Source organism: Paenibacillus sp. 2TAB23 (assembly GCF_052115165.1).
Taxonomy (GTDB): Bacteria; Bacillota; Bacilli; order Paenibacillales; family Paenibacillaceae; genus Pristimantibacillus.
In genome coordinates, this window is sequence record NZ_JBFRGD010000020.1 from 135,885 (window position 1) to 158,198 (window position 22,314).

Sequence of the window (22,314 nt, forward strand, 5' to 3'; positions counted from 1 at the left end):
TAAGCCAGATCGACCTTTTTGATTGCATGGCAGCTTATAGCGACCACCATTTGAGCATGAGGTAGGGATCAATCGAGCGGTAGCTGGGCGAGCTTTTATAAATACCGAAGTGGAGATGCGGAACGAATTTACCCTCGGTGCCTTCTGGTCCATAGCCGGTGCTGCCCACATAACCGAGCAATTGCCCGGCTGATACTTTGACGCCTTCCTTGATGCCTGCTGCATATTTGGACAAATGGGCGTAATAAAACGTGGTGGCGGCATCGACGCGGACGGTTACCCGCCAGCCTCCGTACTCATTCCAGCCTGCGTTAACGATGGTACCGGGGAGAGCGCTGTAAACGGCAGTTCCTTTGGGAGCCAGAATATCGACGCCTTCATGGCTTCGGGTTTCGGTGCCGTCCGTCGACCAAGTGCGAGAATCTGCATAGGTGTTGGAGAATGGCGTATAAGTGCCTTTCGGCAGCGGAAACACACCGGTTGCATATTGGCCTGGCAGCTTCGGAATACGGATATCAAGACCGGCCCATATGTTATTCGGGTTCGTGAGCTGTTGGTTGGCAGCGATCAGCTTCGGAAGCGGGATGGCTGTTTTTTTGGCAATCTTCCACATCGTATCGCCTTGCAGAACCGTTGCGGGAACAAATTCCGGCGGGACAGGAACGAGCAGCTTCTGTCCAATGGCAAGCGAGTCAGAGGTCAAACCGTTTAGCTTCTTCAGCTGCTGAGCGGTCGTGCTGTGCTTGGCGCCAATGATCCATAGAGTGTCGCTCGGCTGTACGGTATAGGAAGCGGCGGAGCTGATCGAAGGAGCTGTGGTCAAAAGAGCGAAGACAGCGGCACTGCAAAGCAGCTGTTTCATGCCTTTTTTCATGGGGTCTCTTCCCTTCTATGTATAAAGATGGCCTGCTCATCCATTCTAATAGAGTAAGCGCTTTAATTTTAGCGGTAAATACTGGGTAAAATGATGGGGACCAGCGGGAGTAGAAAAGATTAAGATATTCATATTTTTATATAGAATATTAAAATTCTTTTATTAAACGTGCATTCCTAATGAACTATAATGTGAATATCATATAATTTAAACGTAATGAGGTGCATGGATTTATGCGAAAGAAGCTCGTTTACTCACCGCCTGCAAACGGTTACCCGGAGTGGAACAACAACCCTGAAATTTATCGGATCGGCCGAATGGATGCTCATGCTTCGTTAATGCCTTTTAATACAGTGGAGGAGGCGCTTGAAGGAAGCCATAGCAAGTCGAGCAACTATTTGACGTTGAACGGCGAATGGAAATTCGCGTTTGCGCCTAATGCCGATGCACGGATTGCCAACTTCTATGAGGCGGACTTCGACCATAGCGATTGGGACAGCATTAAGGTTCCTGCCCATTGGCAGCTGCAAGGCTATGATTATCCGCAGTATACGAATATTAGATATCCTTGGGACGGCAACGAGGATATTAAATCGCCGTTCGCTCCGACTGCATACAATCCGGTCGGCTCGTATGCGCGTACGTTCACGGTGCCTGCCGGCTGGAGCGGGAAACCGGTATTTATCAGCTTCCAAGGCGTAGAGTCGGCATTCTACGTATGGCTGAACGGGGAGCTTGTCGGCTTCAGCCAGGATACGTTTACGCCGTCTGAATTCGATCTGACTCCGTACCTCGCAGAGGGAGAGAACAAGCTTGCAGTAGAGGTATACCGCTGGAGCGATGCGAGCTGGCTGGAGGATCAGGATTTCTGGCGGATGAGCGGCATATTCCGTGAGGTGTATTTGTATACGACGCCGGAAGCGCATATTTACGATTATTTCGTCAAAACAGAGCTGGATGAGCAGTACCGTAATGCGGAGCTCATCATTGACGCAAAGCTGCTGAATTATTTCGTTAAGCCGCTCGGAAGCCTGACCGTCGAAGCTGTGCTGTATGACGGGAATGGCACCGCCGTGTTCGAATCTCCGTTGACCGTACAGTCGTCGGTTGAAGGCGAAGGATTGACAGCAGTCCAGTTGAGCACAACGGTTGAAAACCCGCTCAAGTGGAGCGCGGAGCATCCGAATTTATATACGCTCGTGCTTAGCCTGAAAGCAGAGGATGAAACCTTGTATGAGGCGATCAGTTGCAAGGTTGGCTTCCGCAAGTTCGAAATCAAAGACGGGCTTATGCAAATCAACGGACGGCGCATTATGTTCAAAGGCGTTAACCGTCATGAGTTTTCCTGCGATACGGGCAGGGCGATTAATGAGGCGGACATGCTGAAGGATATTCTGCTCATGAAGCAGTACAATATTAATGCGGTACGTACCTCCCATTATCCGAACGATTCGCTTTGGTACAGGCTTTGCGATCAATATGGCTTATACGTTATCGATGAAACGAATCTGGAGACGCATGGCGCATGGTCCTATGACCAGAAAGAGCTGGGAGCGGCTGTGCCCGGAAGCTTGCCGGAATGGACGGGTGCTGTTCTGGATCGCTGCAATTCGATGTTCCAGCGTGACAAGAACCATGCTTCGATCGTCATCTGGTCGCTTGGCAATGAGTCCTTCGGCGGAGACAATTTTATTAAAATGCACGATTTCCTTCGCGATGCGGACCCGTCTCGTGTCGTTCATTACGAGGGCGTCTTCCACTGGCGCGCTTCGGAAGCGGCGTCGGATATCGAGAGCCATATGTATACGAGTCCTCAAGGCGTGGAGCAATATGCGCGCAGCAATCCGAAGAAGCCGTTCATTCTGTGCGAATACAGCCATGCGATGGGCAATTCATGCGGCGGCTTGCACGTCTACTGGGAGGTATTCGAGAAGTATCCGATTCTGCAAGGCGGCTTCATCTGGGATTGGATCGATCAGGCGATTCGGGTAACCGATGAGGACGGACAATCCAAAATGCTGTATGGTGGAGACTTCGGCGAGTCGCCGCATGACGGCAATTTCTGCGGGAACGGCATTATTTTTGCGGACCGGTCGATATCACCGAAGCTTCAAGAGGTTAAGAAGGTTTACCAGAATGCTAAATTCGAAGCGGTTGACCTGAAAAGCGGGTTAATTCAAATCACCAATCGCCACTTATTCAGCTCGCTTGATGAATTCACGCTTGCATGGCAGGTTGCCGTTAACGGAGAGGTTGTACAATCGGGAACGGCGCAGGCTGGCGCTGCTGCTGAACAAGTAGAGTCGCTTGCGATTCCATACGAGCTGCCTGAGCTTGCACGGGCAGAAGATGAAGCGGTGCTTACCGCTTCGCTTCTCTTGAAGGAGAATACGCTTTGGGCTGAAGCTGGCCACGAAATTGCGTTTGAACAGTTTGTGTTGCCAGCGCCGGTTAAGCTGTTGATTGGTGCGGCAGCGGCCAAGCCAACCATTCAAGTGGAAGAGACTTCCGAAGCGCTTATCATAAGCGGAGAGAGCTTCAAAGCGCGGTTTGAGCTGGCAAGCGGAAATTTGAGTGCGTATCAATGGAGAGGCAAGGAGCGTCTGTCCAAGGAGCTTGCGCCGAACTTCTGGCGCGCCTACACCGATAATGACCGCGGCAATCAGCAGCATGAGCGCTGCGCGACGTGGAGGGAAGCGGGAGCAGAGCGCGAGCTGCGTGCGATGACATGGGATGCTGGTGCCAGCAGCGTTACGATACGCGTGCAATACAGCTTGCCAACGACAGCTGTATCCTTGTTGTCTTTCATCTATTCGGTGAGCGGAGACGGTGAAATCAGCGTGTATGAAGAGCTGCAGCCGGGAGCGAAATTGCCGGAAATTCCGGAGGTCGGCGTTCTGTTCCACATGCCTGCCGAGTATAACCAAATCAGCTGGTACGGCAAAGGTCCTGACGAAACCTATTGGGACCGCCAGACGGGCGGGAAGCTTGGAATATACAGCGGCAAGGTCCGCGATCAGTTCGTGCCTTACATCCGGCCTCAGGAATGCGGGAACAAGATGGACGTACGCCATGCAGCAATTACGAATGCGGCAGGCGAAGGGCTTGTCCTGAAAGGTGCGCCGCACTTTGAGCTGAACGTGCTCCCTTACACGCCTTCTGAGCTTGAAGAACATGATCATATCCATCTGCTGCCAGAGAGTGACAAAACGGTCATTCGCGTCAACCATAAGCAAACAGGCGTAGGCGGGCATGACAGCTGGGGTCAGCGGCCGGAGAAAGAATATACGTTGTATGCGAATCAGAATTATGCGCATCGGTTCACGCTGCAAGGTGTTTAATTGAAATAGAGGCTGAACGCTCGTCCGATGACGTGCGTTCAGCCTCTTTTATTTGATATAAATACCGCCAAAAGGCAGTACCTCGCGAAGGATTCTTCGGATGAAGCCGCCGTTCTGAAGCTGTTCCTCCAGCTCGGTATCGCGTGAGCCCGTTTGAATGAGAACGGGGCCCGAACCGCGAATTTCCCACTGAACGTTCATATGCTGGCTTGCCAGCTTATTGCCATAGACTGAAAGCTGAATAGAGGCATTCTCGGGATAAGCGACAAGAGCGCCCGTCTCAACGTAGAGAGGATGATCGGGATGCAGCTGTATCGATTTCACATCACCGGCCGTTATAAGGCCAAGCTGACCGGGACCAGAGAAGCGCATTCGGACGAACTCTTTGGTAATCCAAGCGTTTTTAAGCTTCTGAATGACCGATTTCAGCTTCATCCCGTCAGAGAAGAAGATCACATGTCGGAAATCAAACAGCAGATCGCTTTTCTCTTCGATATGGACCGTTTCAAGGGAACAGCCTGCCGGCAAGCCGATAATAAACTCGGATGGACCCGAAAGAATGGAACGAATCCAACGCTTCTTGCGATACATGCCGGCAAGGTCCATGAAACGGTCCTCACGGCTTTGCGGATCGCCTTGGTAGGCGATAATGGATTTGGGATGGAGGACATGAAGCTTGTCCGGTGCAGAGAGTTGAATATGGACATGGCCTGTCTGTGCAGGTACGGTTATCTTCATCCGCTGATGCCTCTGCCTCTGCCGCGCGTGCCACGCTGCTTGCGCCATACAAGGTAGCGCCAGATTCGTATGGAGATAATATAAGCAGCAAATACGGCTGCTAGGATGACGACTGTGTAAATCAGCTTGCTCACAAAGGATTGGCGCTCCTGCTTCATACGCGCCATCTCGGCTTGCATATCAGCATTCTGAGCGATGAGCTGCTCGTTCTGCTGCCGGAATTGCTCATTCTGTTCGAGGAGCTTTTGCTGCTCCATCGCATATTCCTTTGCCGCTTTGGCAGATTCCGCAAGTTTCTGCTGCTGTGCTGCGAGCTCTTCTTTCGCTTCAATATACTGCTGTTCGAGCTCACTGATTTTCTCAGGGGTGTTGTATATGTCTTTAATCCTGTCAAAGAAACCTGCGTGGACAGCGGGCTGAGGCGCTGCTATAAGGATCACGGTTATGAGGCATGCAAATACGAGAATCTTCCATATGGATGATCGCATGATAGTCTCCCTTCAAATTTCGACATAGAGGGGGTGATTCTTACATTTTACAGTCTTTCAGGGCAATAGTCACTCTCGTCCTTTAGCGTAAAAAAAGGTTAGCAGCGAGTCTCGCTGCTAACCTTGGCATTTGGTTTATTATTTCACGTACAAGCGGCTTGTCTCTTCCCAAATACCGCCTGCCTCAAGGGAAACTAGTCCGATTTGTTCAGCAGGCAGATCAACGTTCGGTGCGTTGACCAGATTAAGCTGCGGCTCTGGACAGAAGAAACCCGGCGTTGCTTTGTTGTTCCAGATCATCCATTGTTTATAGGCCGTACCGATATCATATACCAGCTTGACTCCCGTGCGCGTATCGGTCAGCTCCATGAGGTTGCGGCCGTTCTGCGGCTCAGTTGTGTAATGGTTGTCCATCGATGCCCAGAAAGGAGAAATACCCGTCGTTTTCATCGCTTCCTCGTCAGCCAGCAGCGGTTGGTAGCTGCCAGTCGGAAGCATGCGCTCGCTCAGCTCCCAGCGCTTGCCGGTTGTGAGCGTGAAGCGGTAGTCGTCGGCGGTGCTGCCTGGAGCGAACGGCGCATTGATTGTCGTATGGAAGCCGATCAAGCAGGGCATAGCTTCGGTTCCTTCATTATGTACCGATACATGCTGAAGCAGTCCTCTTTCGTTCAAAGAGTAGCGGAGCCTCACGGAGAAGCGGTGCGGCAAGTAAGCATAGATCGGGTGGGTTTCGTCGATAGCAATTTTGAGCGAAACGTAGCTTTCGGTCTTATTTGTGCCGAAATCCACGACGCTCCACGCGGCAGTATGCAGAAATCCATGCAAATGATTGCCGGTTGCCGCTTCATTCACTGGGAAGGTATAGGTTCTGCCGTTCCAAGTGAAGGTTCCATCCTCATAGCGGTTCGGAGGGAATAGGACCGGAATGCCATGAACGCCTGGGCTTGCGCGGAAGCCGTCCATTTCCTCAAGGGAAGGCTCGCGTAGAAATGTATATTGGTTTACTTTATCGCGGAAGGCGATGAGATTGGCGCCTACTGCCGGCAAAACGGCCGCTTCATATGCACCCCATTGCAGCCAAACGGCTTGCTCGTCATGAAATAATTGTTCGAAAGCTTGTCCTTGCACAGACATGGAAATCCTCCTAAAAAGTATTTGAATAAAAGCTTAACGCGTCACAGCATATATGCAAAAAACGTATCCAACCTTAGAATAGCAGGACGGAGCCAAACAAACAACCGCCCTATACCGCTTACTGCGGAATAGGACGGCTGCTCTGCCTGCTATTGCGTGATTCGTAAATCTTTGCTCGTTGCGCGCTGCGAGAAAAGCTGCTGAATGACGAATTGCTTGCGGCGGTTGACAGGAAGCTGCTTGGAATCGGTTATCTCTGAGTCGAAGAAAATGGATCCGCCTTCGATCATTTTGATTTTACCGATATTAATGTAACAATTGGAGCTTACCGGATAGAAGCTGCGCTCGCTGGTGAGCTGTGTAATCTGCTCGGCAGTCATTCTTTTCTTTATATTGTAGTTTCTGCCGTGAAAGCTTACGAGCCCCTGCGTACCAAGCTTGAAGTAAAGCACATCCGACTCCAGCTCGAAATCCTCATACACGTTCCGTTCGCTCAGTACAACATTCATCATCTCAATTCCCCCTTTAGAAATGTGAACCACTGATTGTTAGCGCTTACATTGTAACATGTCACAATAGTATTTGTGAAGTCTTTTATAAAAAAAAGACATTGTTTGCTGAAGCAGCATGTGCTATGGTCACTGTAATGCCAAAAAGCCAGAAAGGTTGGATATCAATGAGCAATGAAAATGGACAACCGACAAGCGTGCAAACGCTGTATATCGGATCATACGGATCGGCTGAGGAGCATACCTTACATGTTTGTTCTTTCAATGAACAGAACGGCGAGCTTGCTATTATTCAAGAAGTGAGCGGTCTGGAGAATGCCTCGTACTTGGCGCTTCATCCAAACGGGGAAGTTTTATACGCGGCAAGTGAAACAGAAGCGACAGCGGACGCGAGCGGTGGCTCGGTTGCTGCATTCGAGATTGATGGAGCAACCGGAACGCTCACTAAAACGGAAAATCGTGTTCTTACTTACGGTGCGCATCCTTGTTACATTAGCTCGGATTCCGCAGGGAAGGTGCTGTACGCTGCCAATTATACAGGCGGAAATGTCGCTCTTCTTCCGATTGCGGCGGATGGGAAGCTGGAAGCTGCAGCATCGGTTCGGCAGCATGCAGGCGAGCTTGGACCAAATGCTGCAAGACAGGATGCTCCGCACGCGCATTGCATCGTGCCGCTGAATGGATCGCCTTTCGTCTGTGCCGTTGATCTGGGTATCGATGCAATCGTTCTCTATCGCTATGATGAAGAGAAGCGCTCGCTATCGCCTCACGGCATCAGCAAAGTTCACCGTGGAGCGGGTCCGCGTCATTTGGTTTTCCATCCTACCTTGCAAGCGGGTTATGTAATGAATGAGCTGGATTCTACGATTACGGTATTGAACGTGGATGCTGAGCAAGGCATACTTACAGCAGGGAAAGCAATCTCGGCGCTTCCGCAAGGCTACAGCGGCTACAATGATGCGGCTGATATTCATTTGGGCGCTTCCGGCCGTTATTTGTACAGCTCGAACCGCGGACATAACAGCATAGCTGTATTTTCCGTAGATCAAGCAACAGGCGAGCTGAGCTTGATCCAGCATGTGGATTGCGGCGGCGAATCGCCGAGAAACTTTGCGATTACACCTGACGGCGGACACCTGCTGGTAGCGCATCAGAAGACAGGCAACATTGCCGTATTTGCGGTCGATGCGGAGAATGGAACATTAACGAAGACGGCAGCTTCGCTGCAATTGCAAAGCCCGGTATGCATCAAATTTGCCAAATAGGTTAGGCCCGGCATGCTCCGAACAAGGAAATGAGGGCTTTTCGACAAGAAAGGAAGGTCCTGAAATCATGTCAGCACCCCTTGCCTCACAACATAGCAGCAAAGAGGCGGTTAAATCCGCAACGATTTATGCCATCTTAATATGTATAAGCTCTGTCCATCTCATGAACGATATGATGCAATCAGTCGTTTCAGCTTTGTTCCCAGTACTCGAGGAATCGCTCAAGCTAAGCATGGCCCAAATCGGCTGGATTGCTTTTACCCTTAATATGACCTCTTCGGTCATGCAGCCAGTTGTTGGATTAATTTCGGATAAAAAGCCGAACCCTTGGATGCTTCCGATCGGAATGCTCTCCAGCATGGCGGGAATGGTCGGTTTGGCCTTCGCTCCAAATTTTTATTTGGTGCTCTTGGCCGTTGTATTCGTGGGGCTCGGCTCAGCCGTATTCCATCCGGAGGGCTCGCGCGTCGTGCACTTAGCGGCAGGGTCGCGCAGAGCCTTCTCGCAATCCATTTATCAGGTCGGCGGCAATTTTGGTCAAATGCTCGGTCCGTTAATGACGCTCTGGATCTTTATCCCCCTTGGTCAAAAAGGCGCGGTATGGGGTACGCTGCTGGCCGCTGCTGCCATCATTATATTGATGAAGGTCGTGCCTTGGTATAAGTCACAGCTGGCTTTGCAGGCGGCCAGGATAGAGCAGCGGAAAGCAAGCGGCGTTGCACCGAGAGCTTCTCTGGCGCCTCGAGTTGTCGGCTTTGCGCTTGCGATCCTGTTTTTTATCGTGTTCGCTCGTTCCTGGTATGCCGCTGCGATCGGCAATTTCTATCAGTTCTTTTTAGTTGAATCTTATGGCATTACCATCAAGCAAGCACAGATTCCACTGTTTTTGTTTATGGCGGCCGGTGTAGCAGGGACTTTTCTAGGAGGGATTCTGGCGGACAGAATTGGGCGCAAAAAAATGATGCTGCTGTCTATTCTTGGAGCAGCTCCATTCGCGCTGGCGCTCCCTCATTTGCCGCTTCCGCTCGTTTATCCATTGATTGTGCTGCTCGGATTCATCCTGCAATCAGGCTTCTCCGTAAGCGTCGTATATGCGCAGGAGCTTATGCCTGGCAAGGTGGGCACTGCATCCGGCTTAATTACGGGATTAGCGTTCGGCATGGGCGGGCTAGGCGCTGTCGTGCTTGGGCACTTGGCTGACAGCCGCTCGCTCAGCTTTGTTATGCTGGCATGCAGCCTGCTGCCGCTTATTGGCATGTTAGCGATGCTGCTTCCGAAGGATAGGAAAGAAGCTTAGATACCGAACAGAGATTGGCCTAGATTTTGAAAATGCTGCTGTCATGGATGCGAACGTATCGTCCATGGCAGCAGCATTTTAGTTATCCTATTTACCTGTTATCGCTATAATTGACTAGGCAGACTATGGAGATACATCGTTTTGCAATCCGTATTTTGCCGTAATGCCTCGATTGTCTTAGGGTTTGGCAATTTAAAAATATGTGGATAATCGAATTCGTCATAGTCGGATCGAATCGGAAATGCGAGCAGCTCCGTGTCTATTGAAAATTCGGCATGTATCCCTTTTTTATTTCCTCTGGCGTCGAGGCGTATCCATTTGTCGTACTTGGCGATATAGACCCCATTCAAAGCATGAATGCAATAGCCGCTCTCCGGCGTGTCTCCTAACGTTAGCCGCTGATAACAAAAGCCGGCGGGTATGCCTGCTTTTCTCAATAGTGCACTCAGCAGGTTCGCTTTTGCGTAGCAAATGCCCTCTTTATAAAGTAACGTCTCTGAGGCCGTACAAGTGACTCTTGAGCTCTGAATATCCCATGAATGATCAATTTCGTCACGAACATACTCGTAGCTATTTTTAATAAAGTCAATTGGATCTTTTGACGATCTGGCCAATGTAGAGGATAACTCAATGATTAATGGATGGTTATAATTCACTTCGGCTGTTTCGGTTAAGTAATCGTCTAGGTTCTCTGATTCACATAGAAGCTTAATTGCCTCCACCTCCTTCTCCATGCTCCACCTCCATCTCCAAGCTCAACCTATTTCTCTAATATGAAAATAAACCTCCAAAATGAATGTGTCGGCATAATTATGCTCTAATATGAAAATTTATGCAACAAAACTCGAAACATGGCTTAATGGCGTCTCTCTGGTTTATGCCTTATGTGTGTAAAATAAAGACGTTTATCTATTTGTATTGAATTTTAACAAACAAAATTATATAATGTCTATAAATTAAACAAACAAAATAATGAGGTGTTTGAATATGAATTCGGAGGAACGGTTTTGGAATGCTTCGATTGAGGAGTTGAAGCAGGGGTATGTCTATGAGGAAGCGGAAGGGTATTATTATTGCCTCATATGCGGAGAAGGCTTCGAGGACGGGGAGATTTTCCGGGAAGAGCCATCGGGGAGATGGTTTGAAGCGAGAAAGTACGCTGGACATCATGTGAAACAGTCGCATGGCTCCATGCTTGATTATTTACTGGAGCTCGACAAGCGGCATACCGGCTTGACCGATTTGCAGAAGGAGCTCATCCGCGGTTTTGCCAACAAGCTGTCGGACCAAGAACTCATGAGCCTTAGCGGTGCGGGCAGCACATCAACCATTCGCAATCATCGCTTTGTCCTGAAAGAGAAGGCGAAGCAAGCGAAGCTGCTGCTCGCCATAATGGAGATGATGGAGCAAGGCGCGGCTGCTCCGCGATTCGTACCCGTTCATCGTACTGCCACGCAGGTGGATGAGCGTTATGCCATTACAGAAGATGAGAATGCTGCATTACTGAAGCAATATTTGCCGAAAGGGCTGAATGGTCCGCTTGCTTCGTTTCCACGCAAAGAGAAGCGGAAAATCGCTGTCCTACGCCATATCGCTTCCTTTTTCAATAAGGGAACCAAGTATAACGAGAAGGCAGTCAACGAAAAGTTGATTACGTTCTGGGAAGAGGATTACGTAACGCTGAGACGTTATTTAATAGAATATGGCTTTCTTGACCGAAGCGATGATGGGCGTGCTTATTGGGTGAAAGATGCAACTGACAGCAGCATAGGGGCAGCGTCGCCAAAGAAAAAAGATCTAGAGGTACAAGGCACTGCTTTGAAGCAGGAAGCGAAAGCTAAACAAGGAAAGCAGAGCAAACAGAAAGCGCAGATCAAGACAGAGCAGATCAAGACAGAGCAGATGATGACAGAGCAGCAAGAAGACAAACGAAAGGATGAAGTGAAAATGGATAAAGCGAAGCGCAAGCAATTAACGGCTGAGTACCAGGAGCGCGAACGTGTGATGGGTGTATTTCAAATTAAAAATAATGCCAATGGCAAGCTATATATCGGAGGCTCGACCAATCTGGACGCACTGTGGGGGAGAGAGCAATTTATGCTGAATATGGGTACCCATGCGAGTAAAGAGCTGCAGAAAGAATGGAAGCAATTCGGAAGTGAAAACTTTTCTTTTCTCGTTCTTGAGACCGTTAAATTGGATCAAAAGATTCGCTATGATTATAAAGACGTTTTGGATCCGGAGGGCCGTCAGCCCGTTGATATGGTACGTCAATACAACCGGGAGGTCGGTGCATTGAAGGAGCAGTGGCTGGAGAAGCTGCGGCCATTTGGCGAGAAGGGCTACCATGCCGGAGAAGTGAGCGGAAACACGTAATAATTTTGAATGAATAAGGAGTGTGTTTTGAACAATGTCTGCAAAAGGAGTAAACGGAGCTGGAGGAAGCTTGCTCCGCAACACATTTTTTCAAACGATTTTGCTATCGAACGTATTGCTGCAAATCGGGATTTGGGTAAGAAACTTTGCCATTCTTATGTATGTGACGGACAAAACGAACGAGGATCCATTTGCAATTAGTTTAATGGGCTTTGTAGAATTTTTGCCGATATTCGTATTCTCGTTCATTGGCGGGACGTTCGCTGACCGATGGAAGCCGAGGCTCACGATGATATGGTGCGATTTCTTATCCGCGATATCCGTGCTGATCGTGCTGATTACGCTGCTTTACGGCTCGTGGCATATGGTCTATTTTGCCACTTTTGTATCCGCGATATTGTCGCAGTTCTCGCAGCCCTCTGCGATGAAGCTGTTCAAGCAGCATATTCCGGCCGAGCAATTGCAGTCAGCCATGGCGATGTTCCAGTCGTTAATCGCGATCTTTATGGTACTCGGACCGTCCCTCGGTGTTATGTCGTATCAAAAATTCGGCATCGAGGTTTCGATTGGCGTTATGGGCGTTGCTTTTCTTCTATCAGCAGTCGTCTTGTTCCGAATTCCGCGTGACCGCGAGATCGAACGCACAGAAGTGGTTGCCGAAAGACACTTCTGGCAGGAGCTGAAGGATGGTTTCGCTTATGTATGGCGCAGTCCTGTATTGAAAGCATTAGGAGGCACCTTCGCGCTGGCTGGAATAGCAGTCGGTATCGCGAACACTCTCGGCTTATTCATCGTGCTGGAGCGTCTCGGTCAGCCTAAAGAATTTTTGCAATACATGCTTATGGTTAACGGGGTTGCGATGCTTGTCGGCGGCGGTTTCGTAATGGTGGTTGTGAAGAAGGTCGCACCGCAGAAGCTGCTCGCGCTTGGCATGTTAATCAGCTCGCTGACCATGCTCGGCATTGGCTGGTCGACGAGTATTCCTCTTACACTGGTGCTGCAGTTTATTGGAGGCTTGGGTTTCCCAATGATTCAAATCGGGATTAGCACAATGATTCTGCAATGGTCAGAAGAATCCTATACCGGAAGGGTCAATGGTGTTCTTACACCTATGTTCATGGGCATGATGGTGATCATGACCTTAGTTGCTGGACAGCTTAAGCTGGTCTTTCCGCTCGTCGGTATTTATACGGTTGCCGGTACAGCTATGTTTTTGGGGATGCTGCTCTTGGTTCCTTTGTTCAAGCACAAGCCGCTTATCGCGCAGACGAGTGCTTAGTGAATTGGCGGATATTGACAGATTGCATGACCTGAAGTAAGATTTGTTGTAGTTAAGACAAGGTATAGCGAAGCACGCTTACACCCTCGTTAGAGGGAGGGGCGTGCTTTTTTTGCGTGGATTCGGCGATGCCCTTGGGAGAGTGGCATACCGAGTGGGGGAATGAATGGCTAAGCGATGTTTGTGAAAAGGATGGGGGAGGATGAGCGGGATAAAGGAGGAAATTGGTATGTTAGCAAGAATTGGATAAGAAGTGAATGTAAATAATTGTGTGATTATAGCGAAAAAAGCAAATGAATGACGGATATAAAAAAACGAGGAGTGGTTGAATATGCAAAAAATAAAAAGAATGATGGTGGCTCTCACATTGACTGCTGCGCTGCTGACAGGTACGCAAGGGGCAAATGCGGCTACTGCAGCATTTACGGACACGAAGACGCATTGGGCGAAATCGCAAATCGATTCGGCGGTTAGCCAGGGCTGGATTAATGGGTATGATGCGAATACTTTTAAGCCGAATGCTAATATGACTCGTGCGGAGTTCCTTAAATCACTAGTCGTTGCTATGAAAATTAAAGTTGCTGATTCGGATACACCGTTCACCGATGATATCGGTTGGTTCCGTTCGTACATTTCGACTGGATTGAAGCAATCCATTATTAAGGTTGGGGATTACAAAGAGAATAATTTCGAACCTAATAAGATGATTACTCGTGAGGAGATTGCTCGTATGACGATCCGTGCGCTGAGTAAGGATCCGGAAGGCGTTAAGTCGGGGTACTTAGCCGTTGCTAAGAAGTTGGAGATAATGAAGGGTTATCCAGATGGATCGATGGGTGGTACTAAGAGCGCTACTCGGGCAGAGGCTGTGGTGATGGTTTTGAATACGTTGAAGGTGAAGAATACTTCAGCTGAGGTGGTTGAATATCCGAAGACTAAGGAACAAGTAAACGCATTAATTAAATCCCTTTCGAGTTTTAATGGAACTTCCATGTTCGGACATGATGGAGCTGTTGTAATAAATTCAAAAGGCTCGGAAGATTTTTTTGATTATACATTAACAGTTGAATACAAGAATGCAGTGAAAGTTACATCGATTAACATTGCAGATCCAACAGCAGCCAATCAAGCAATAGTTAAAGATCTTTTAAAATATTATTATCCTACTTCTTTCGAGAAAGCATATTCAGCTTATCTAAAAATTAATAAGTCGGCAGGTGGCAACGCGGAGTCTACAATAGAAACCAGATTTGATAATCGTACTTTTGAATCATACAAGGGTATTAATACTAAACGGGTTGTAATTCTGATCGGAGAGTGAAATGTTTGAGGATATTTCTGACTAAGCATCTTATAGTTCTTTTATGTATTATTTTAGTAATAACCTTCCTCCGAGCTTCAGTTCAAGCTGCTGGCTTTCAAGATTGTCCTTTGTCGACCAGTTATGATGAGGATTCATTAACGCTCATTGATCAATTTAATATCCCAACCTCCATAGCAAATGGAAAATATAAGCTTAATGGGAACTATCTATCTAATAAGTGCGGACTAGGAGGGAGATCTGTTGTTTTTGGCACACCAGCTAGTGCTACTGATAACCAATTCGATCAAGGGCAGTGGCGATATCTTGGGTATGACATAAATGGTTCTGTTTACCGTAACTGGTTATTTCGAAGTGATTCTAGGGCTACTCTAAATGTTGATAAGAATTGGGTTAAAGATCCTTGGGATACTCAAGTAGGAAAAAAGAAATTCATAGTTGAAACGCCAGAATTCACCATACATCCCGATGCACGTAAATGGCTAGAGTCAATAGTCGATCCCTATAAAGAATCTGCAACATTTATAGAGAGTTATAATAAAAGAACTGGTAAGGGTTGGACAGGTGACACACTAAAAGATTATGTAATCATACAACAAGTCCCGACTGATTTCAGTCCAGGAATAGTACAAATGTGGAACATATGGCAACCTGATGGTTCATGGTGGTATGAAATGTTTTATATTCCACCATTAAATAAGTTGGAAATAAAAAAACAGCCAGATCTCATAATTAGCGAGTTAATTACTCCTACAGATGCTTGGGTCGGGGATATCGTACCAATTAAGATTACTACAAAGAACCAAGGGAAAACGAACAGTGGAGCCTTCACCATAGGTATTAATAGTACAAGCATTAAATCAGAAGTCATTTCAAATGTACCTCCCGGTCAAATCAAAACAGTCACTTTAAATATCTCCTCTGCTGCAAGCGGCATTAAGTCTTTCGCCGCCAAAACAGACTTTGGAGAAGCCGTAGCCGAGTCAAACGAAAGCAATAATACAAAGGATTTTAAAATCGTATTCAATAAAAAGAATGAACCCACAACACCCATCGCCATCATCTCTCACCTTGAGGGAGACCATCGAACAACCCCCGAATTAACCATTAAGCCTGCGGGAGACCCCCAGCTGGATGACAAACTCTCCTATTCACCAGGCAAGGAAGCCATCACCATTCGAGAATGGAAATACAAAACTCCTTCAGGAACGACGTTGCAGAAGAAACCAGTAGCTAAAGATTTTGCTATAGAAGGGAAATACCTTGTTGAGCTGCGCGTAACCAATAGTGTAAAAAAGGTGTCTGAGTGGGCGCAGCTCACGATTAATGTTGATGATCGTGCAACTCCTGCGCCTAGTGCAGAGCCTACGCCAACACCACGGCCCCAGTTAAAAGCTGCCATTCGTTTTGAACCGGATAAAATCATAGCTAGCGAAACTTCGTCATTGCTCAACAGCTCAGACGGTTTTGATTCATTTACTTGGAGTTTTTCTTCAAACTTAGATCCACTCTTTACAGATAAGAGTCAATATGAATACCACAATCAAACCTTCACACAACCTGGTACGTATCGTGCAACAATCACGGTGAGTGATAGCAGCGGATCAGCTACAGCTGATGCTACATTAACCGTCATTGATCCTAAGCCGGTTGCCGTTGTTTCTGGCGCGTCAAAGGTGATAGAAGGGCGGCCGTTTCCGTTTCCGTATCACTTGAATAATTCGTATACCCCTTTAGCGGATCGGGGCGTTACCATTGACCATAGTAAATCGGAGAAAAGGTACAAAAAGGTTAATGGATCGGGTTACACGTTAGACTTTCCGACAACCAATCATCTAGCGCTTGGAGAATACCTGTTAGAAGGAAAGGTATATGACACAACGGGCAGGGTAAGTGATTGGGCTGATCTTCTCGTTGAAGTCGTTCCTGATCTGCCTCCAACCATCGAGATCGTAGCACCAGAAGAAGCCTATCGGAGCAATGGATTTATGCTCTATATGGAAGCCGAAAGCCCTGATTATGACAAGTTGGAGCACTTAAAGCTCGAAGAGCGGTATGATGCAAACGGGAATGGGGATTTTGACGAGGAAGCTTGGAAAATCATCTATGATGGTGCCTATAAGACCACTCATTCCTTGAACTATTCAACCGTAGGGAAAAGACAATATCGAGCTACCGTAACGGAGGATTACGGGAAGTCGGACATATCTGGAATTGCCGCAACAGATATTCTAAACTATGCCCCTTCTGTAAACTTCAATGCTTTTGGGATCACGCAGCAGCCTGGACAAGGGGAAGATAGCAGCCCGCCCGTAACGAACTACACCGCACAATCGATTTTCCGTTCATGGGTAGCCAAGCGGCCATATTTGGGTGGAAATGCTGACAAAGTAGCTTGGAAAGCGGATAGCTCTACCATCAGCACCAAGGTCGGGCAGCTCGTTAACTTCAACCTTCGATATCCTGATGCTGGAATGGGGCTTAATAATAGAAATAAATATTCACTCCCATCAGATCTTGTCGTTAAGCCTGGATGGGAAATACAGCCGTATATCAATGGTGAATATAATCTCGACTACCGGTTAACTTCAACAACTATTTTTAACAACCGAATGTATACGCATTATCGGGGCCCAACGAATTCTAATTTTCAATATGCAATAAGAGATGCTGTTACAGGTGCTCAATTAGGAGAAACATTTACTCTCGATGGAGGCAGTACATGGGATACTGAATTACTAGAAGATGAAAAATTCTATCGAAGAGAATTAATCGATCAATCATATGTTAAAATAACAACTCACGCTGACAGAGGACAAACGAAAGAGGTACATACGTTTAACCTAACAGGCGTTGATAGCAGATGGATATCCTTAGGATCGTTTAAGTTAACACCTGATTTTAAATCAGCTATCATTGCGGTTGTTCATAATGATACGAGTTACGGTAGGGTTCAGACAAACTACTACAAATACAGTTTTGAAAATCGATCTGTCGTATGGGTTGCTACGGGTCCCGAATACAGTAAAGATGCGGGTGGTGGCTTCTCTTTTACTCCGGAGATTTTTTTCGCACCTGATGGAACCATTTATATCGCGGGAACGGTCATTACAAAGATTTCTCCAAACGGCGTAAGGATTGATTCTCCAATTGTAGACGGTCATTCATCAGGTTCACCCGTAACGCTCAGTGATGATGGACAGTATGTTTATCGTGTTAATGTCTCATCCATAAATGGAGATGAAATGAGATATGCACTTACTACGTACAAAGCCAATGATCTAAGCGTTGTTAACAAATACGTGAACAGTGATTATTACGACAGATACGACGAAGCGCAATATGGAAACTTTAGTCCTGTCGTAAGGACGGACGGGAATATTCTACTAACGAATCGGAGCGCGCAATACCTATTTTCAAAAATAGGAACGTTACTTCTAAAATCCAACTTGTTTCCTGAGTACGGATACAATTCATATATAAACATAACGTACCAACCAGGCGTTTTACCAAATGGCGATGTAGTCAGTGTTAAAAGAAATAGGATGTCGTTTTATGGATATGGAATCTTTAATATCTCTCAGCAAACCAATATCGTTATGTCAAATATTTCTGGAATGTCTGATTGGCCGGGTGGTGGTGGATCTGTTTATACAACACCTATTCTACCTAATGGTTCAGTGTTTTTTATTGATACTCATCATTGGCCTCATATTGTCGTTCCTATGGTTTCGCAATCCGGGAATACGAGTTTACAAGATATTGATGCGAATACGGTAGGTATTTTCGATGATAATTGGGGCGGTTTGCTGTACGATGCTGGAAGCGTAATGAAAAATTATGCGCTCGAATTTAATGTCAGCGTGAACGATATTAAAAACGATAAAATTATCGGCGCAGGCTTTCACATTCAAAATGAAAAAAACATGTACAGTGTTGAATGGAGCAAATCACATTTGATTCTGTATAAAGCAATAAATGGCGTGAAGACGGTGCTTCAGTCCRTTCCAGTAACTCGTTCACCGTTTACGACTTTTTTATTCAAAATCGAAGCAGTAAATGGCAAGCTAAACGTATTTATTAATAATACGAAACGAATAGAAGTGACAGACAACACCTACACAAAAGGAGCATCTGGATTCATGTCACTAGGTCAATCATCGGCTGCGTTCACGCAAGTAAAGAAAACCAATTACGGTGATACGTATACGCAAGAAACGTATGATTCGGTACTCGTAAATGATCCAATATCTTATGAGAAACTGTTTAGCGATATTGAAAAGGATCCAAAGGCGGCCGAAGAGTGGAGTTATAGCCATAACCCGAATTTCTTCGAAAACCCAGAAGGAATGAGCATGCATAATGCCCAAACCTACGGAACAACAATCAATGCCCTTGAAAAAGCTGGTGTTTACGAAATAAAGTTCCGTGCACAAGACAATCCTGGATTAACAAGCTATCGCAAATGGTTAGAGCCTGTGAAAAAGCTGCTTTATGTCCATCGCCGACCGGTTGCTCAGCCGGATGTCAGATTTACAGGGAAGGTTTTTGCTGAAGGTGAAGCACTTGATTACGAAACGTTCGATAGCTCATATGATCCTGATATTGCTCATGTTTTAGCGGACAAGGTTTTCCGGACACGTTGGGCGGACCAAGCTACATGGGCTGAAGGAAAACGCGAGTATTATAACCGCCCGGGCGTTGAGCTTATCGTTCAGGAGCAAGTAAGAGATATACATGGCGCATGGTCCTTTTGGGGACAGTCGATCGTTTATAAGGCTGCAATAGTTCCCATTAATCAGACGAAACCGGTCATGACGATCACCTCGCCCGCGGGCTTGACGGCGGCTTCACCTACTGTCCTGACCAAAGAGCCTGTTATACATTGGACTTACTACGATGCGCAAAATGATCCACAGCAGAGCTATCGTCTTGTACTTGCGTATGCTGACAACAATGAAACTGCTCTGTATCTCGAACATGAGGGCAACGCACGTTCATATTCGATATTGGAGGACACAATCGATCCGGGTCGTGTCGTGAAGGTTTATGGACAGGTCAGTTCCTCAGGAGTCTGGTCGAACTTAAGCAATAGCAGATATTTTGTGCTTGATCTCCCTCCGCAAACCTATTTGCTATCTTTCAATGGGGAGAATGCGAATCAGCCGGTCTACACGAAGAGCAGCCGTCCATTGCTGAGAGTATTCACGGTAGATCCGGAAAATCATCCGATAAAGGCCATTGACTATGAAGTGTTCCATGCCAGCTCGGGAGTAAAAGTAGCAGATACCGAATTAGCTACATCTGCTGCTAGTTATTCACCTGCTGCGTTAGCTGAAGGATTGCATTATTGGAGAGCAAGGTCCAATGACAATTATTTATGGGGACCCTATTCGAATAACGGTTTTTTCTTCGTCGACACCGTTAAACCTTCTGACGTTAACGAACAATTGGCGATTGAGCCAACAGCTGTGTCGGTTAGCTTTGAACTATTTAAAGATGCCATGCCATCCTCCGGACATGCGTCGCGGAAGTTCTATTTGCAGAAGGTAAATGCAAACGGGAGCGTAACCAACATCGATTTGAACCGCGATGGCCAAGCGGAGTACAGCTTGCCGCTGGCTCTTGAGAGCACAGAGTATCGCGTAGCCGGATTGGAAGCAGGGCAAGAATACCGTCTAACAGTCATTGATCATGATATCGCAGGCAACGAAGGAGAATTTGCTTATATTTATTTCGTTACCTATCGTCCACCGACGGCCGATTTCGATTGGACGCCGAAGCCTATATATGAGGGAGATCTAACCTCCTTCTTGTCGACAGCGAGTGATCCGGATGGAGATACTCTCTCCATTTTCTACGAGTTAACGAATCCTGCTGGTAAGAAAAGCAGCTATTCATATGTATCTGCCAGCCCGGGATACAAGGGAGTAGGACCAACACTGAAGTTAGACACATCAGGCATGTGGAGAATGACCCTAACCGTAAACGATGGAGTAGCTGCACCTGTGCAAGTGACGAAAACGGTTCAAGTGCTGCCGCTTCAGTTGACCGGTCTCGTGAAGCATACCGAGCTGTGGGAGCAGCGCCGCAAAGCTTTCAATTTAAAATCGTCAGGCAACGAGAATGCGCCGCGCGGCCAGTCTGTTTTTTGGGCTGGTGAAAAGTTTATGCTTGAGGCAAATACGACGTTGACGGGAACCGCGACGAAGGCAGAAAAAGTAGTGGTGAAGCTGGGTGGCTATGAGACTGTATTGACGCCTGTAGACGCTGTATCTCGCGATAAGTGGAAGGGAGAGCTGTGGAAAGAGGAGTTTTCAAAGCTGCCCAATGGTACTCTTCAGTTTGAATTTATTGTCTATTATAATAACGGTACCATGAAGACAGATCTGGTTGCCGTAACCATTGAGAGGCAATCACTGAATATGATTGGCGTGCACCGCGTGCAGTAATAATGCTTCTTAATGGATAATAACGGATGATACCAGATAGAGAAAAGACCGGGGCATGGGAGCTTCCGGTCTTTTCCTGTTTGTATTTCAAATTGTTTGTCAATGAAAGATGCTAATGAGGTTTCTATTGCACTTTCTGCAGCGTAGCTTCCCAGCTAGTGCAGGCTATACGAGGCACTTCGGATATACCCAGTAACTCGGATACACTCAGTAACTGGGGCATACTGGGACATACCCAGTAACGTTCGCCTACGTTGCAGTTTCTGCAGTAGAATGACCAGTTAGCAAGCCAACACCCACTCTACAATGCAGTTTCTGCAATGAAATTAACCGATTCTAGTTTGTTTCAGCGGAATTTCATTTTTTCGTTGTACCTAGTACAACGTAGCCCTTCAGATACTAACAAGTGTGAGGTTTCTATTGCACTTTCTGCAGCGTAGCTTCCCATATGGTGCAGGTGCAGACTATACGAGACTACTCGGTTATACCCAGATGGTGCAGACTATACGAGGCACTATACACTCAGTAACTGGGACATACCCGGTAACGTCCGCCCTACGTTGCAGTTTCTGCAGTAGAATGACCAATTAGCAAGCAAACACCTACTCTACATTGCAGTTTCTGCAATGAAATTAACCGATTCTAGTTTGTTTCAGCGGAATTTCATTTTTTCGTTGTACCTAGTACAACGTAGCCCTTCAGATACTAACAAGTGTGAGGTTTCTATTGCACTTTCTGCAGCGTAGCTTCCCAGATGGTTCAGGTGCAGACTATACGAGGCACTTCGGATATACCCTGTAACTCGGATACACTCAGTAACTGGGACATATCCAGTATCGACCGCCCTATGTTGCAGTTTCTGCAGTAGAATGACCAATTAGCAATGATGGTGTAGACTATGCGAGGCAACTCGGATATACCCAGATGTCTCAGGCAAAACTAGGTTACTCGATAACCGTAGGAAGAGGAGCATACCTCTTGTCCGCTAGTGTCTGCTAGTGTCAGCTAGTGTCAGCTAGTGTCAGCTAGTGTCAGCTAGTGTCTGCTACCGTCTACTACCGTCTGCTACTGTCTGCTATGTCTGCTATGTCTGCTATGTCTGCTATGTCTACTATGTCTGCTACTGTCTGCTATGTCTGCTACTGTCTGCTATGTCTGCTACTGTCTGCTATGTCTGCTACTGTCTGCTATGTCTGCTACTGTCTGCTATGTCTGCTACTGTCTGCTATGTCTGCTACTG

General features: G+C 47.1%; 13 protein-coding genes. 7 read left to right on the forward strand and 6 right to left on the reverse strand.

Features of this window, described 5'->3' with window-relative positions:
- Positions 1–34: 34 nt before the first annotated feature.
- Entirely contained in the window at positions 35–874 is an 840-nt protein-coding gene (locus AB4Z29_RS24480) for a LysM peptidoglycan-binding domain-containing protein (RefSeq protein WP_441945602.1), read from the reverse strand.
- Positions 875–1,107: 233 nt separating this feature from the next.
- Between AB4Z29_RS24480 and AB4Z29_RS24485 the strand changes: the two genes are divergently transcribed.
- Positions 1,108–4,215, forward strand: coding sequence for a glycoside hydrolase family 2 TIM barrel-domain containing protein (locus tag AB4Z29_RS24485; RefSeq protein ID WP_441945603.1), 3,108 nt, complete (start codon positions 1,108–1,110; stop codon positions 4,213–4,215).
- Between the two features lie 48 nt (positions 4,216–4,263).
- Here AB4Z29_RS24485 and AB4Z29_RS24490 read toward each other — a convergent pair whose 3' ends face one another.
- The 4 genes from AB4Z29_RS24490 to AB4Z29_RS24505 form a co-directional block, all read right to left on the reverse strand.
- On the reverse strand, positions 4,264–4,953 hold the full coding sequence (locus AB4Z29_RS24490; protein ID WP_441945604.1) for an AIM24 family protein: 690 nt from the start codon (positions 4,951–4,953) through the stop codon (positions 4,264–4,266).
- Entirely contained in the window at positions 4,950–5,441 is a 492-nt protein-coding gene (locus AB4Z29_RS24495; protein ID WP_441945605.1) for a hypothetical protein, read from the reverse strand. Before AB4Z29_RS24495 ends, AB4Z29_RS24490 begins: the two co-directional genes overlap by 4 nt.
- A 138-nt stretch (positions 5,442–5,579) precedes the next feature.
- Positions 5,580–6,575 carry an aldose 1-epimerase gene (locus tag AB4Z29_RS24500; RefSeq protein WP_441945606.1) on the reverse strand — a complete coding sequence of 332 codons (996 nt, stop codon included), beginning with the start codon at positions 6,573–6,575 and terminating at the stop codon, positions 5,580–5,582.
- 149 nt (positions 6,576–6,724) lie between these two features.
- Entirely contained in the window at positions 6,725–7,087 is a 363-nt protein-coding gene (locus tag AB4Z29_RS24505; RefSeq protein ID WP_441945607.1) for a hypothetical protein, read from the reverse strand.
- 164 nt (positions 7,088–7,251) lie between these two features.
- Here AB4Z29_RS24505 and AB4Z29_RS24510 point away from each other — a divergent pair, with 164 nt between their 5' ends.
- Both AB4Z29_RS24510 and AB4Z29_RS24515 read left to right on the forward strand, forming a co-directional pair.
- Positions 7,252–8,349 (forward strand): lactonase family protein, encoded by a 1,098-nt coding sequence (locus tag AB4Z29_RS24510; protein WP_441945608.1) that lies wholly within the window; start codon positions 7,252–7,254, stop codon positions 8,347–8,349.
- Positions 8,350–8,416: 67 nt separating this feature from the next.
- Entirely contained in the window at positions 8,417–9,646 is a 1,230-nt protein-coding gene (locus tag AB4Z29_RS24515) for an MFS transporter (protein WP_441945609.1), read from the forward strand.
- 104 nt (positions 9,647–9,750) lie between these two features.
- Here AB4Z29_RS24515 and AB4Z29_RS24520 read toward each other — a convergent pair whose 3' ends face one another.
- A complete protein-coding gene (locus AB4Z29_RS24520) occupies positions 9,751–10,380 on the reverse strand; it encodes a transglutaminase-like domain-containing protein (protein ID WP_441945610.1) in 630 nt (209 codons plus the stop codon).
- A gap of 253 nt (positions 10,381–10,633) precedes the next feature.
- On the opposite strand from AB4Z29_RS24520, the gene AB4Z29_RS24525 reads away from it, so the two are divergent.
- The 4 genes from AB4Z29_RS24525 to AB4Z29_RS24540 all read left to right on the forward strand — a co-directional run bounded on the left by AB4Z29_RS24525 (position 10,634) and on the right by AB4Z29_RS24540 (position 21,074).
- Complete coding sequence (locus AB4Z29_RS24525; RefSeq protein ID WP_441945611.1) at positions 10,634–12,022, forward strand: DUF2087 domain-containing protein; 1,389 nt, start codon at positions 10,634–10,636, stop codon at positions 12,020–12,022.
- A 34-nt stretch (positions 12,023–12,056) separates the two neighbouring features.
- Entirely contained in the window at positions 12,057–13,301 is a 1,245-nt protein-coding gene (locus tag AB4Z29_RS24530; protein WP_441945612.1) for an MFS transporter, read from the forward strand.
- Positions 13,302–13,632: 331 nt separating this feature from the next.
- Positions 13,633–14,622, forward strand: a complete 990-nt coding sequence (locus AB4Z29_RS24535) for an S-layer homology domain-containing protein (RefSeq protein ID WP_441945613.1) — start codon at positions 13,633–13,635, stop codon at positions 14,620–14,622.
- A gap of 5 nt (positions 14,623–14,627) precedes the next feature.
- Positions 14,628–21,074: an Athe_2463 domain-containing protein gene (locus tag AB4Z29_RS24540; protein ID WP_441945614.1), complete on the forward strand. Its 6,447-nt coding sequence runs from the start codon at positions 14,628–14,630 to the stop codon at positions 21,072–21,074.
- Positions 21,075–22,314 lie beyond the last annotated feature (1,240 nt).

Coding starts and splice junctions, on each gene's coding strand:
- AB4Z29_RS24515 (WP_441945609.1), top strand. CDS start 8,417: ATGTCAGCACCCCTTGCCTCACAACATAGCAGCAAAGAGGCGGTTAAA.
- AB4Z29_RS24510 (WP_441945608.1), top strand. CDS start 7,252: ATGAGCAATGAAAATGGACAACCGACAAGCGTGCAAACGCTGTATATC.
- AB4Z29_RS24490 (WP_441945604.1), bottom strand. CDS start 4,953: ATGAAGATAACCGTACCTGCACAGACAGGCCATGTCCATATTCAACTC.
- AB4Z29_RS24525 (WP_441945611.1), top strand. CDS start 10,634: ATGAATTCGGAGGAACGGTTTTGGAATGCTTCGATTGAGGAGTTGAAG.
- AB4Z29_RS24485 (WP_441945603.1), top strand. CDS start 1,108: ATGCGAAAGAAGCTCGTTTACTCACCGCCTGCAAACGGTTACCCGGAG.
- AB4Z29_RS24505 (WP_441945607.1), bottom strand. CDS start 7,087: ATGATGAATGTTGTACTGAGCGAACGGAACGTGTATGAGGATTTCGAG.
- AB4Z29_RS24520 (WP_441945610.1), bottom strand. CDS start 10,380: ATGGAGAAGGAGGTGGAGGCAATTAAGCTTCTATGTGAATCAGAGAAC.
- AB4Z29_RS24535 (WP_441945613.1), top strand. CDS start 13,633: ATGCAAAAAATAAAAAGAATGATGGTGGCTCTCACATTGACTGCTGCG.
- AB4Z29_RS24495 (WP_441945605.1), bottom strand. CDS start 5,441: ATGCGATCATCCATATGGAAGATTCTCGTATTTGCATGCCTCATAACC.
- AB4Z29_RS24500 (WP_441945606.1), bottom strand. CDS start 6,575: ATGTCTGTGCAAGGACAAGCTTTCGAACAATTATTTCATGACGAGCAA.
- AB4Z29_RS24530 (WP_441945612.1), top strand. CDS start 12,057: ATGTCTGCAAAAGGAGTAAACGGAGCTGGAGGAAGCTTGCTCCGCAAC.
- AB4Z29_RS24480 (WP_441945602.1), bottom strand. CDS start 874: ATGAAAAAAGGCATGAAACAGCTGCTTTGCAGTGCCGCTGTCTTCGCT.